This is a genomic window from Streptomyces sp. NPDC003691, assembly GCF_053981115.1.
In genome coordinates, this window is record NZ_JBSFNQ010000145.1 from 1 (window position 1) to 12,137 (window position 12,137).

Genomic DNA, 12,137 nt, shown 5'->3' on the forward strand with positions numbered 1-12,137 from the left:
GTCCCCGTACTCCATCGACCAGAACGTCTTCGGCCGCGCCGTCGAGACCGGCTTCCTGGAAGACATCTGGAACGCGCCGATCGAGGACATCTACGGACGGCGGGGGCGCCTTTCGGCGTGCCGGTGACGGGAGCGGCGGGCTCAGGCGTCGGCGGGTGCGCGCACCCCCAGTTCGGCGCCCGGCGGCAACTGCCGCTGGAGCCGGTCGAGCGCGTCGTCGAAGTCGCCGCCGGCCACTCCGGCCTCGAACGCCGCCCCGCCGTAATGGAGCACCAGATTCAGATCGGCCCGGTCCAGCGAGCCGTCCGGGCGCGGCTCACCGAGCGTCAGCAGACAGCTCAGCGTGGCCCGGTGCACATCCCCGTCCGCATGGACGGGGAGCGGCATGTCCCACTCCAGTACGCAGGACGAGAGCAATCCCTCGGCCCCTATGGCCTCCAGGGCGGCAAAAGCGGCCCCTTCGTACTCAACACCCCTGATGCGCGTGCACAGTTGCCGCCCGCGCGCCGCGATGGAGACCGCTTCCGCGCCCCGCCGATCGCGGTACCAGCCCGCCCAGACCTCAGTCGACTCCGATGACATGGCGCGGACTGTAGCGCTACGGCGGCCGGGGGCGTGCATCCGGGATACCTCTACGGCGCGTTCGGACCCCTCCGACCTGCGCAAGCGGGCCACCGCAGGGGGCGCAAACCACCCCACGCGCCCCAGGGCGGGACGTGTGGGAACGGCGGATCCGCCGCGGGGCGTACGAAGGGGCGGGAACGGAGAGCGCACGAAGGTACGGGCGTACGCGGGTACGGAGTACGGAGGTGTGCGCGTACGGAGATGTGGGCGTACGGAGGTGCGGGCGTACCGGGATACGGGGATGCCGGGCGCGGCCCTTCCGTCAGGCCGCGCCGCTCACGGCGGGACCCGCGGCCCCGTCCCCGTCACCCTGCCGCCCGGCCTCGGCGCTCTCCGCGCTCCCGGTGTCCTCCGCATGCCCGGCGTACTCGGCGCAGTCGCGGTTACGGCACGGACCCGGTCCCCAGAGGGGCACGAACGCCCCGAGGGTCTTGTGCCGCCGCATCACCGTTTCGACCGGCTCGCCGCACTCCGGACACCGGAACGCGGTCTGCGGGCTGTGGGCGGTGCCACGTGCTGTGCTGCCCATGCCTCCCAGGATAGGCCGGTGCCCCGGTCCCGGCACGGCCGCGCGGGACCGTACGGGCACCCGCCGCGCCCCGTCCCCGTGCCCGCCCGGCGCCGCAGGGCCGGCCCGCACGCCCGGCGCCGCGCGCTCAGCGCGAGCGCCGGGTCACGAACTCCGCCAGGGAGAGCAGATCCCCCGCCGCCGCCAGATCCGGCACCGCCCGGGACAGCTCCTGCACCGCCCGCGCCATCCGGTCCGCGGCCTGGAGCTGCGCCCAGTCGCGGCCGCCCGCCCGGTCCACGGCGTCCGCGGCCCTCGCCACCGCCCCCGGCGACATATGTCCCCGGTACAGCTGGGCCAGCTCGGCGGCGGCCGCGGTCCCCGAGCCGAGGGCGGCGACCACCGGCAGCGACTTCTTGTGGGCGGCGAGATCGGCCCCGGCGGGCTTTCCGGTACGGCTGGGGTCCCCCCAGATCCCGATCAGATCGTCGATGAGCTGGAACGCCAGCCCGGCCTCCCGCCCGAAGGCGTCCATGGCGGCGGTCTCCGCCTCCCCCGCTCCCGCGTACAGCGCGCCGACGGCGCAGGCGCAGCCCAGCAGTGCCCCGGTCTTGGCGACCGCCATGGCCAGGCACTCCTCCAGGGACACGTCCTCCGGCGCACGCTCCTCGAAGGCGCAGTCCGCCTGCTGACCGGCGCAGAGTTCGATCACGCAGTCCGCGATCCGGCCGGCGGCGGCACCGGCCGCCGGATGGCGGTCCCGGGCGAGCAGCCGGTGGGCGAGGGCGAGCATCGCGTCGCCGACGACGATCGCGTCGGGGGTGCCGAAGACGGTCCAGGCGGTGGGCCGGTGCCGGCGGGTGGGGTCCTCGTCGATGACATCGTCGTGGAGAAGGGTGAAGTTGTGCACCAGCTCGACCGCGGCCGCGGCGGCGGCCGCGGCACCCGGGTCCCCGCCGAGCGCCTCGGCCGCGGCCAGGACGAGCGCCGGGCGGATCGCCTTGCCCGCCGAGCCCGCGGCCGGACTGCCGTCGGCGTTCGCCCAGCCGAAGTGGTAGAGGGCCACCCGGCGCATCGGCCCGGGGAGCGTCCCGAGGGCCGCCCGCAGCCCTGGGTCGACGGTCCGGCGGGCGCGTTCGAGGAGGTCGAGGGCCTGACGGCCGTCGACCTCCTCCATCTCCATGGTCATCCGCGGTCCTTTCCCCCTCGGTGGTGCCTGAGCCGCGCGGAGTCGGGGGTGTCCTGCCCGAACGCCCGCCCGGCCCGTGCGGCAAAAAGCTTCCAGCGGGTGAAGTTCCGGCGCCATCACACGAATTGATGGGACTGCTTCGTCCGGTACGGGGCACACGGCGGGGTGCCTGGCAATCCGCCAGGTGGGGTGAGCGGGAGCGACCGGATCGGCTCGCACACCGTCCGAACAGGCGGCCCCGTCCGGTGATGCGAGTAAGTACGCTCATACGGAATTCGCCGTACGCGATCTCGCCCCGGGAGATCCGCCGGGACCGGCGGGGCCGGTCGGGCGGACGGGCCGGACCGTCGGGCGGCGGCCGGGCACGCGGCCGGGCTGCCTCCCTCCCCGGGAGCGGGCCGCCGGGGTTGTCCACAGGCCCGCGCGGCCCCTGGGCGCTCCGGCGACAATGGGCGCATGGTTCCCGAAGCGCCCGACCCCGCCGCCGTACTGCGACCGCGGCTGCCGTCCCCCCTGGTGGCGGTGGACGACGAGCGCTTCGGCCGCTTCGGGGTACGACTGCGGCTCAAACGGGACGATCTGATCCACCCCGAGCTGCCGGGCAACAAATGGCGCAAGCTCGCCCCCAATCTGCGGGCCGCCGCGGGCCGCCCGCTGCTGACCTTCGGCGGGGCCTTCTCGAACCATCTGCGCGCCACGGCCGCCGCCGGGCGGCTCCTCGGGACGCCCACGGTCGGGGTGGTCCGGGGCGACGAACTGGCCGGCCGGCCGCTCAACCCCTCGCTGGCCCGCTGCGCCGCGGACGGGATGCGGCTGGTCTTCGTCGACCGGGCGACCTACCGGTCGAAGGACGATCCCGCGGTCCTCGCCCGGATCACCGCGGAGGCGGCGGAGCGGATACCCGGCGCCGCCCCGGTGTACGTGGTGCCCGAGGGCGGCAGCAACGCCCTCGCGGCGCGCGGCTGCGCCGAACTGGGCGCGGAGCTGAACCGCGAGCCGGACGAGAAGCCGCGCACGGAGGCCACGGGCGGCACACCCGGTGTCGTGGCGGTCGCCTGCGGCACCGGCGGCACCCTCGCGGGGCTGGCGGCGGGGCTGGGCCCCGGCAGCCGCGCCCTCGGCATTCCGGTGCTCAGGGGCGGCTTTCTGGCGGCCGAGGTCGAGCGCCTCCAGCACGCCGCCTTCGGGGGCCGCCGGGGCGACTGGTCGCTGGACGACCGCTTCCACTGCGGCGGCTACGCCCGGACGCCCCCCGCGCTGCTCGCCTTCGCCGACGACTTCGAGGACCGCCACGGTTTCGCCGTCGAGCGGCTGTACGTGGCCAAGCTGCTGCTCGCCCTGACCACCCTGGCCGCGGAGGGCGCCTTCCCCCGCGGCACCACCGTGACGGCCGTCGTCACGGGCGCCCCGCCGCCCGCCGCCTGATCACCCGGGCCGTCCCGCAAGCAGCACACCCCGTGCCGGAGCCCTCAGGCGCCGGACTGCGGGCCACGCGGCGGCCCGGCCCCGGGAACACCGGCTCCCGCCCCCGGCTTCAGTCCGCGTCCTCCTCGCGGTAGGCCGCCGCCTCCTCCAGGTCCAGGCGGAACAGCAGGGTGCGCATCATCTCGTCGTCGATCCGGCGGCGGTCCCGCAGTTCGACGAAGACCGCGCGTTCGGCGCCGATCATCTCCCGGGCCAGCCGCCGGTAGGTCTCGTCGGCCGACTCCCCCGTGGCCTCGTTCACCGCCCCCAGGCGCTCCCAGACCGCGTTCCGGCGGCGCTCCATCACGGTCCTCAGCCGCTCCTCCAGCGGCCCGGGGAGCGCGTTGCGGCCGTCCGCCAGGAGTTCGTCCAGCCGCCGCTCGGCCGCCTCGGAGGCCGCGTTCTGGGCCTCCGCCTCGGCCAGGGTCTCCGCATAGGGGTCGGGCTTCGGCAGCCTCAGCGCCCTGATCAGCGCGGGCAGGGTCAGCCCCTGGACCACCAGGGTGCCGATGACGGTGGTGAAGGTCAGGAAGAGCACCAGGTTCCGGGACGGGAAGGGCGCGCCGGAGGCCGTCGTCAGCGGGATGGAGAAGGCGATCGCCAGGGACACCACCCCGCGCATCCCGGCCCAGCCCACCACCACCGGCGCCTTCCAGGTGACCCCGGGCTCCCGGGCCCGGACCCGGGCCGAGAGCAGCCGCGGCAGAAAGGTCGCCGGGAACACCCAGACGAACCGGACCGCCACCACCAGGACGAAGACCGCGGCCGCGTACCCCAGCGCCTGGCCGACCCCGTAGTCGCCCAGCCCGGTCAGGACGTACGAGAGCTGGAGCCCGATCAGCGCGAAGACGGCCGATTCCAGCAGGAAGGCGACCATCTTCCAGACGGCGGCCTCCTGGAGGCGGGTGGCGAAGTCGACCTGCCACGAGCGGTGGCCGAGATAGAGCGCCACGACGACCACGGCGAGCACCCCGGAGGCATGGACCTGTTCGGCCGCCGCGTACGCGACGAACGGGATCAGCAGCGAGAGGGTGTTCTGGAGCAGCGGCTCCTTCAGCCGGGTCCGCAGCCAGTGGATCGGCACCATCAGGGCCAGTCCCACCGCGACCCCGCCGAGCGCGGCCAGGGCGAACTCGCCCGCGCCCCCGAGCCAGCTCGCGCCCTCGCCGACGGCCGCGGCGACGGCCACCCGGTAGGCGGTGATCGCGGTCGCGTCGTTGATCAGCGACTCGCCCTGGAGGATCGTGGTGATCCGGTGCGGCAGGCCCAGCCTGCGGGCGATCGCGGTCGCCGCGACCGCGTCCGGCGGTGCCACCACCGCCCCCAGCACCAGCGCGGCGGTCAGCGGAAGCTGCGGGATCAGCAGATATGCCAGCCACCCCACGGCGAGGGTGGCGAACAGCGTGTAGCCGAACGAGAGCAGCGCGACCGGCCGGATGTTGGCCCGCAGGTCGAGATAGGAGCTCTCCAGCGCCGCGGTGTGCAGCAGCGGCGGCAGCACCAGCGGCAGCACGATATGGGGGTCGAGGGTGTAGTCCGGGACCCCGGGGACGAAGGAGGCCGCCAGCCCGGCGGCGACCAGCAGCAGCGGGGCCGGCACCCGGGTCCACCGGGCGGCTCCCGCCACCGCGACGCTCGCCGCGACCAGTGCCACCAGGGACAAGGCCTCCATGCGCACCCACTCCGTCCGTCGGGCCGGCCGGCGCCGGGACCGGGGCGTCCCGACGGGAAGGTCCGGCCCGGGCGCCGTAACCTGGCCATCATGAGCGAGTGTCCGCACACAGCGGCTCTGCCCCGCCCGGAGCCGGCCCCCGGGTCCGAAACCTGCCCGGAATGCGTGATCGCCGGGACCGTACCGGTGCATCTGCGGCTCTGTCTGGAGTGCGGTCATGTGGGCTGCTGCGATTCGTCGCCGCTGCGGCACGCGACCGCGCACTTCCACGAGACCGGCCATCCCGTGATGCGCAGTTTCGAGCCGGGCGAGGACTGGCGCTGGTGCTTCGTGGACGGCGCCCTCGTCTGAGGCGGCCGCCTCACTCCCGGACCGTCCGCCCGAACCGGTACCGGCCCGGGGGGATTCACCTGTTCGAACAGTGGGTACGTCAACCCTCCGCCCGCTCCCCGGAATTGCGCCCCGCACACCTCTAGCCACTGTGTGTACTCATATGCCTACCATGAGTGACAGTGACCTGAGGGGGCCCTGCGACAGGGCACCATGGATCGCGATAGCGTCGCCGGGCCGGTACCGGCTGCGCGCGGTTGTCGTCTTCAGACCCGTCGTACCGGACCGCGTCCGACGGCCCCGGGATCTGCCCCGCGGGCCCCGAAAGAGCATGTGTCACCTTGGAGGTGAGGGTGTCCCAGATCGCAGGCGAGCCCGGGACCCAGGACTTCGTCGAAGTCCGGCTGCCCGCTGCGGGTGCCTATCTGTCCGTGCTGCGTACGGCCACCGCCGGCCTCGCCGCACGCTTGGACTTCACCCTCGACGAGATCGAGGATCTCCGGATCGCGGTCGACGAGGCGTGCGCGATCCTCTTGCAGCAGGCGGTACCGGGCTCGGTGCTGAGCTGTGTCTTCCGGCTCATCGACGATTCCCTGGAGGTCACGGTCTCCGCCCCGACCACCGACGGCCGGGCCCCCGAGCGCGACACCTTCGCCTGGACGGTGCTCTCCGCGCTGGCCGGCAAGGTCGAGTCGTCGGTCGCCGACGACCGCACGGTCTCCATCAGCCTGTACAAACAGCGCGGCGCGGGACCCGGACCGGCGTGAGGAGCGGGAACGGTCCGGTGCGGGACGGCGAGCGGGACGGGCAGCCCGCCGCGCCTCCCGACATCCCGGAACAGCAGGCCCACGGACTCGACGGACTCCATGGATTCGACGGCGACGTACTCGGCGGCCGCCAGGCCGCGGCTGAGCAGGCGGGGGCTGCCACTGCGGCGGAGCCCGGGGCGAGGGCGGACCATATGACCGAGCACGAGCAGGGGAACGAACAGCTCCACGACCGGCCGCCGGCCGGGCACGACGAAGGGCCCGGCGGGGCCGTCCGGCACGACGGGCAGCCCGTCACGGCGGACGGGACAGCGGGCGGACCGGCGGACGGCACGGCGGTACGCCCCGGGGAGGCAGTTTCCCGCGAGACCGCGGGGCGCTCCGGCGAACCGCAGCGCGAACCCCAACGCGAGACACAGCGCGAGGCCCCGGACCGGGGCGGCGCCCGGGCCATGTTCATCGAGCTGCGGAAGCTGGCCGACGGCTCCCCGGAGCGGGCCGAGCTGCGCAATCAGCTCGTCCGGATGCATCTGCCGCTGGTCGAGCATCTCGCCCGGCGGTTCCGCAACCGCGGGGAGCCGCTGGACGACCTCACCCAGGTCGCCACGATCGGCCTCATCAAGTCCGTCGACCGGTTCGACCCGGACCGCGGCGTCGAGTTCTCGACCTATGCGACACCCACCGTCGTCGGTGAGATCAAACGCCACTTCCGGGACAAGGGCTGGGCGGTCCGGGTCCCCCGCAGGCTCCAGGAGCTGCGGCTCTCCCTGACGACGGCGACGGCGGAGCTGTCCCAGCTGCACGGCCGCTCCCCCACGGTGCACGAGCTGGCCGAGCGGCTCGGCATCTCGGAGGAGGAGGTCCTCGAAGGGCTGGAGTCGGCGAACGCGTACTCCACGCTCTCGCTGGACGTCCCCGACACCGACGACGAGTCGCCCGCCGTCGCGGACACCCTGGGCGCCGAGGACGAGGCGCTGGAGGGCGTCGAGTACCGCGAGTCGCTCAAACCGCTGCTGGAGGACCTCCCGCCGCGGGAGAAGCGGATCCTGCTGCTGCGGTTCTTCGGCAATATGACCCAGTCGCAGATCGCGCAGGAGGTCGGCATCTCCCAGATGCACGTCTCCCGGCTGCTGGCCCGCACTCTCGCCCAGCTGCGCGACAAGCTCCTCGTCGAGGAGTAAACCGTCCCCGGGGCACGGGGGTGCCGTGCGGCGCCCCGGGCTCCGGGGCCGCGCTGCCCGGCCGGGCCGTTTCCCTAGGACTGCCGGTCCCCGGCGCCCGGCGGGCTGATCCCGAGGGCTTCGTTGGTCTCCCGGCTGACCAGGAGCACCAGACCGGAGACGGCGAGCGCGGCGACGGCGATACCGACCGGGATCAGCACCTGCGACTCGGCCCGCAGCAGCGTCCACGCCGGGATCAGCGCGATGAGGTGGGTGATCAGCGCCGGACCGCGGGCCCAGGACCGCCGCAGCAGCAGTCCGCGGGCGGCGATCAGCGGAAGCGCGCCCAGGGCGATCAGCGTCAGCCCGCCGGTCTCGGCCTGGGTGGGACTCTCCGGGCGGCCCAGCAGGCCCATCACCAGCAGATAGACGCCGTACCCGGCCAGGGCGAGGCCCTCCGCGCCGGAGACCGCGGCGGCGGCGGTCAGACGGTGGGGACGGGGGGTCGGCTCAGCACTCACCCCAGCAGGGTAGTCCGTACGGCGGCGGCCCGGGGCGCCGGGGACGTCCCGCCCTCCGGCGGCCCCGGTGCGGGCCCGGTGCGGGGGACCGCCGGTACCACCGCCCCCGCCGCCTGGGTACGCTGCACTGCATGCGCGCACTTCTCGTGGTCAATCCGGCAGCAACCACCACCAGTGCCCGCACCCGTGACGTTTTGATCCATGCGCTGGCCAGCGAGATGAAGCTGGAGGCCGTGACGACCGAGTACCGCGGCCACGGCCGGGACCTGGCCCGCCGGGCCGCGGACTCCGGCGAGATCGACCTGGTGGTCGCCCTCGGCGGCGACGGCACGGTCAACGAGGTCGTCAACGGACTGCTGCACGACGGCCCCGACCCGGACCGGCTGCCGAAGCTGGCCGTGGTCCCCGGCGGCTCGACGAATGTGTTCGCCCGCGCGCTGGGGCTGCCCAATGACGCCGTGGAGGCGACCGGCGCCATTCTCGACGCCCTCGCCACGCGCAGTGAGCGGACCGTCGGACTCGGTCTGGCGGCCGGCACCCCGGACACCCCGGACGAAGGAGTTCCCGGCCGCTGGTTCACGTTCTGCGCGGGATACGGATTCGACGCCAGTGTGATCGGACGGGTCGAACAGCAGCGGGAACTCGGAAAGCGTTCGACGCATCCGCTCTATGTGCGGCAGGTCGTCCGCCAGTTCCTCCAGTACCCCCACCGGCATCACGGCACGATCGGCTTCGAACGGCCCGGCGCCGAGCCGGTCCGCGATCTCGTGGTCTCCATAGTCGCGAACACCTCGCCCTGGACCTATCTGGGCACCCGCCCGCTCTACGCCTCCCCGAAGGCGTCCTTCGACACCGGCCTCGACCTGCTGGGACTCTCCAGACTGTCGACCCCGGCGGTCGCCCGCTACGCGACCCAGCTGCTGCGTTCGACGCCCGAACGCGGGCCGGACGGCAAGCACGCGCTCACCGTTCACGACATGGACGCGTTCACCTTGAATTCCAAGGTTCCGCTCCCCTTCCAGATGGACGGTGACCATCTCGGACTGCGGACAAGCGTGACGTTCACAGGCGTACGCCGTGCACTGCGTGTGATTGTGTGAGTAGAAGGGCCGCCGCGCCTTTATCTCGAACGTACGGACCAGGATCCACCCCATGGAAGTACGGCTGTGACCTAGTCGACACCGAGGAATCAAAAAAAACTTTCCAGAAGGGGTTGTATCCGCCGCCGAGGTTTGCGAGTCTCTTCATGGCGATCGGGACAGCCTGCGGAACAGCGGCCCCACGGATCGTCGAACCCCTCCTCAAACCCTGGACCACACGCCGGTGTGACATTGGCGTTCGGCCCTTCAGTTGCGGGGGGATTCGTGAAAGCGTTCACATTCACAAGCAACCTGCATGTCACACAAGGAGAGGTAGCAGCCATGGACTGGCGTCACAACGCCGTTTGCCGCGAGGAAGACCCCGAGCTCTTCTTCCCCATCGGCAACACCGGTCCTGCGCTGCTGCAGATCGAGGAAGCCAAGGCCGTCTGCCGTCGCTGCCCCGTCATGGAGCAGTGTTTGCAGTGGGCGCTCGAGTCCGGCCAGGACTCCGGCGTCTGGGGTGGCCTCAGCGAGGACGAGCGCCGCGCGATGAAGCGCCGCGCCGCCCGCAACCGGGCGCGTAACGCCAGCGCCTGATCCCCCCGCGACGAGCCGAGGCAACCGGCGGCGCGTACGCAGCGTACGCACTCACCGCCACCGAGCCGCAGCGCGCAGCAGCAGGACAAACCCACAGCATTCGAGCCCCGGAAGCCCTGGCTTCCGGGGCTCGCTGCTCTGTGGCCTCGGGCCCCGGAAGCGGATTTAGGGTCCGGGCTTCGGGCGGGGCGCCGCTATTTCTGCGGGCGTACCGGGATATCCAGGACAACCCGGGTGCCGCGGCCGGGCGCGGGCACCGGGAGCATGTCGAAACTGCCGCCCAGCTCGCCCTCGACCAGCGTCCGGACGATCTGGAGACCGAGGTTCCCGGCGGTGTGGGCGTCGAAGCCCTCGGGCAGTCCGGAGCCGTCGTCCTGGACGGTGATCAGCAGCCGGGAGTCGGGCCGCTGGGGGCCGCGCACCGCCGAAACCTCGACCGAGCCCCGCTCCCCCGCCGGGAAGGCGTGCTCCAGCGCGTTCTGGAGGACCTCGGTCAGCACCATCGAGAGCGGGGTGGCGACCTCGGCGTCCAGAATGCCGAAACGGCCGATCCGCCGGCACTCCACCTTCCCCGGCGAGATCTCCGCCACCATCGCGATCACCCGGTCCGCGATCTCATCGAACTCGACCCGCTCGTCGAGGTTCTGGGAGAGGGTCTCGTGGACGATGGCGATGGACCCGACCCGCCGTACCGCCTCGTTGAGGGCCTCCCGGCCGCGTACGGAATCCATTCTGCGGGCCTGGAGCCGCAGCAGCGCGGCGACCGTCTGGAGGTTGTTCTTCACCCGGTGGTGGATCTCCCGGATGGTGGCGTCCTTGGTGATCAACTCACGCTCCCGCCGCCGTAGTTCGGTGACGTCGCGCAGCAGCACCAGGGAGCCGATCCGGGTGCCCTTGGGCCGCAGCGGGATCGTCCGCAGCTGGATGACCCCGCCGTTGCCCTCCACCTCGGTCTCCCGGGGCGCATAGCCGCTGGCGAGTTTGACCAGCGCCTCGTCCACCGGGCCCCGGGAGGGGGCCAGCTCGGCGGTGACCTGCCCGAGGTGGTGTCCGACCAGGTCGGAGGCGAGCCCCAGACGGTGGTAGGCGGAGAGTGCGTTGGGGCTGGCGTACTGGACCGCGCCGTCGGCATCCAGCCGGATCAGTCCGTCGCCGACCCGCGGCGAGGCGTCCATGTCGACCTGCTGCCCCTGGAAGGGGAAGGAGCCGGCGGCGATCATCTGGGCGAGGTCGGAGGCCGACTGGAGATAGGTCAGCTCCAGCCGCGAGGGGGTCCGTACGGTCAGCAGATTGGTGTTGCGGGCGATCACCCCCAGCACCCGGCCCTCACGGCGTACCGGGATCGACTCGACCCTGACCGGCACCTCCTCGCGCCACTCGGGGTCGCCCTCCCGGACGATCCGCCCCTCGTCGAGGGCGGCGTCCAGCAGCGGCCGGCGGCCGCGGGGCACGAGATGGCCCACCATGTCGTCCTGGTAGGACGTGGGGCCGGTGTTGGGCCGCATCTGGGCGACGGAGACGTACCGGGTCCCGTCGCGGGTGGGCACCCACAGGACGAGGTCGGCAAAGGACAGGTCGGAGAGCAGCTGCCACTCCGAGACCAGCAGATGGAGCCATTCGAGGTCCGAATCGCCGAGGGCGGTGTGCTGGCGTACGAGGTCGTTCATGGAGGGCACGTCTGCGAGCGTACCTGTGGGTGATGAGGAAGATGAGAGCCCGCATGAGACTTCGAACATCTCCGTGCAGACACATGGACATCCGCGAATGGTCTAGTCCACAATGAATCCATCACGAACTTCCGCCCTCCCCGCACAGGTGGGCGGAGTGAGGGACGCGTGCTCTCTGCCCTGACTGCACCGCGACCCTCCCCATCGGCCGAGCGGGCCCGCACACTCGCCCGGCCGGAGCACTCCGGGCTGCGGTGCCGGGCGGGTTGAGGGTCCCGCCAGGCGCCGCGGCCCGCGGGTTTTTCCCCCTTGGTGTGCGGGCTTCCGTTCCGCCGGGCCTTGCAGGGTGCGGGCCCTCCAGCGCCCCTGCATCCCGCAGGCCGTCCGTGGCTTGTCGCGCAGTTCCTCGCGCCCCTGGGTACCTGTGCCTGCGGTCCCTGCTGGGTGCGGGTTTCCTGTGCGGTCGAGTCCCGCTCTCCGTGGGGTCGTCACCCGGTCCTGTCTGGTTCGGGCAGGTCGGTGGCCTCCGGGCTCACCTCCTCGCCACGTGCGATGC

Annotated in this window: 12 protein-coding genes and 1 pseudogene; 7 read left to right on the forward strand and 6 right to left on the reverse strand. The window is 72.7% G+C overall.

Annotation, left to right across the window (positions count from 1 at the left end; genetic code table 11):
• A pseudogene (locus ACWDR0_RS33100) lies at positions 1-94 on the forward strand (hypothetical protein); the annotation flags it as partial.
• A 47-nt stretch (positions 95-141) separates the two neighbouring features.
• Here ACWDR0_RS33100 and ACWDR0_RS33105 read toward each other — a convergent pair.
• From ACWDR0_RS33105 to ACWDR0_RS33115, 3 genes are all read right to left on the reverse strand, one after another.
• Positions 142-582 carry a DUF6304 family protein gene (locus ACWDR0_RS33105; RefSeq protein ID WP_456355529.1) on the reverse strand — a complete coding sequence of 147 codons (441 nt, stop codon included), beginning with the start codon at positions 580-582 and terminating at the stop codon, positions 142-144.
• Between the two features lie 304 nt (positions 583-886).
• Positions 887-1,153, reverse strand: a complete 267-nt coding sequence (locus ACWDR0_RS33110; RefSeq protein WP_456355530.1) for a hypothetical protein — start codon at positions 1,151-1,153, stop codon at positions 887-889.
• A gap of 127 nt (positions 1,154-1,280) precedes the next feature.
• Positions 1,281-2,321, reverse strand: coding sequence for a family 2 encapsulin nanocompartment cargo protein polyprenyl transferase (locus ACWDR0_RS33115; protein WP_456355531.1), 1,041 nt, complete (start codon positions 2,319-2,321; stop codon positions 1,281-1,283).
• Positions 2,322-2,777: 456 nt separating this feature from the next.
• Here ACWDR0_RS33115 and ACWDR0_RS33120 point away from each other — a divergent pair, with 456 nt between their 5' ends.
• Positions 2,778-3,746, forward strand: a complete 969-nt coding sequence (locus tag ACWDR0_RS33120; protein WP_456355532.1) for a 1-aminocyclopropane-1-carboxylate deaminase/D-cysteine desulfhydrase — start codon at positions 2,778-2,780, stop codon at positions 3,744-3,746.
• A gap of 109 nt (positions 3,747-3,855) precedes the next feature.
• Here ACWDR0_RS33120 and ACWDR0_RS33125 read toward each other — a convergent pair whose 3' ends face one another.
• Positions 3,856-5,457, reverse strand: a complete 1,602-nt coding sequence (locus ACWDR0_RS33125) for a Na+/H+ antiporter (RefSeq protein ID WP_456355533.1) — start codon at positions 5,455-5,457, stop codon at positions 3,856-3,858.
• A gap of 90 nt (positions 5,458-5,547) precedes the next feature.
• Between ACWDR0_RS33125 and ACWDR0_RS33130 the strand changes: the two genes are divergently transcribed.
• The 3 genes from ACWDR0_RS33130 (at position 5,548) to ACWDR0_RS33140 (ending at position 7,735) form a co-directional block, all read left to right on the forward strand.
• Positions 5,548-5,808, forward strand: coding sequence for a UBP-type zinc finger domain-containing protein (locus ACWDR0_RS33130; RefSeq protein ID WP_456355534.1), 261 nt, complete (start codon positions 5,548-5,550; stop codon positions 5,806-5,808).
• Positions 5,809-6,140: 332 nt separating this feature from the next.
• Entirely contained in the window at positions 6,141-6,554 is a 414-nt protein-coding gene (locus tag ACWDR0_RS33135; protein ID WP_040914318.1) for an ATP-binding protein, read from the forward strand.
• Positions 6,551-7,735: an RNA polymerase sigma factor SigF gene (locus tag ACWDR0_RS33140; RefSeq protein ID WP_456355535.1), complete on the forward strand. Its 1,185-nt coding sequence runs from the start codon at positions 6,551-6,553 to the stop codon at positions 7,733-7,735. The genes ACWDR0_RS33135 and ACWDR0_RS33140 overlap by 4 nt, the downstream gene beginning before the upstream one ends.
• Positions 7,736-7,809: 74 nt before the next feature.
• Here the strand turns inward: ACWDR0_RS33140 and ACWDR0_RS33145 are convergent, their stop codons facing one another.
• A complete protein-coding gene (locus ACWDR0_RS33145; RefSeq protein WP_456355536.1) occupies positions 7,810-8,235 on the reverse strand; it encodes a hypothetical protein in 426 nt (141 codons plus the stop codon).
• Positions 8,236-8,366: 131 nt separating this feature from the next.
• Here ACWDR0_RS33145 and ACWDR0_RS33150 point away from each other — a divergent pair, with 131 nt between their 5' ends.
• Together ACWDR0_RS33150 and ACWDR0_RS33155 are read left to right on the forward strand one after the other, a co-directional pair.
• Positions 8,367-9,335, forward strand: coding sequence for a diacylglycerol/lipid kinase family protein (locus ACWDR0_RS33150; protein WP_456355537.1), 969 nt, complete (start codon positions 8,367-8,369; stop codon positions 9,333-9,335).
• A 321-nt stretch (positions 9,336-9,656) separates the two neighbouring features.
• Positions 9,657-9,914, forward strand: coding sequence for a WhiB family transcriptional regulator (locus ACWDR0_RS33155; RefSeq protein ID WP_003953983.1), 258 nt, complete (start codon positions 9,657-9,659; stop codon positions 9,912-9,914).
• 194 nt (positions 9,915-10,108) lie between these two features.
• Here the strand turns inward: ACWDR0_RS33155 and ACWDR0_RS33160 are convergent, their stop codons facing one another.
• A complete protein-coding gene (locus tag ACWDR0_RS33160; protein WP_456355538.1) occupies positions 10,109-11,581 on the reverse strand; it encodes a histidine kinase N-terminal domain-containing protein in 1,473 nt (490 codons plus the stop codon).
• Positions 11,582-12,137 lie beyond the last annotated feature (556 nt).

Coding starts and splice junctions, on each gene's coding strand:
- ACWDR0_RS33105 (WP_456355529.1), bottom strand. CDS start 582: ATGTCATCGGAGTCGACTGAGGTCTGGGCGGGCTGGTACCGCGATCGG.
- ACWDR0_RS33110 (WP_456355530.1), bottom strand. CDS start 1,153: ATGGGCAGCACAGCACGTGGCACCGCCCACAGCCCGCAGACCGCGTTC.
- ACWDR0_RS33115 (WP_456355531.1), bottom strand. CDS start 2,321: ATGACCATGGAGATGGAGGAGGTCGACGGCCGTCAGGCCCTCGACCTC.
- ACWDR0_RS33120 (WP_456355532.1), top strand. CDS start 2,778: ATGGTTCCCGAAGCGCCCGACCCCGCCGCCGTACTGCGACCGCGGCTG.
- ACWDR0_RS33125 (WP_456355533.1), bottom strand. CDS start 5,457: ATGGAGGCCTTGTCCCTGGTGGCACTGGTCGCGGCGAGCGTCGCGGTG.
- ACWDR0_RS33130 (WP_456355534.1), top strand. CDS start 5,548: ATGAGCGAGTGTCCGCACACAGCGGCTCTGCCCCGCCCGGAGCCGGCC.
- ACWDR0_RS33150 (WP_456355537.1), top strand. CDS start 8,367: ATGCGCGCACTTCTCGTGGTCAATCCGGCAGCAACCACCACCAGTGCC.
- ACWDR0_RS33155 (WP_003953983.1), top strand. CDS start 9,657: ATGGACTGGCGTCACAACGCCGTTTGCCGCGAGGAAGACCCCGAGCTC.
- ACWDR0_RS33160 (WP_456355538.1), bottom strand. CDS start 11,581: ATGAACGACCTCGTACGCCAGCACACCGCCCTCGGCGATTCGGACCTC.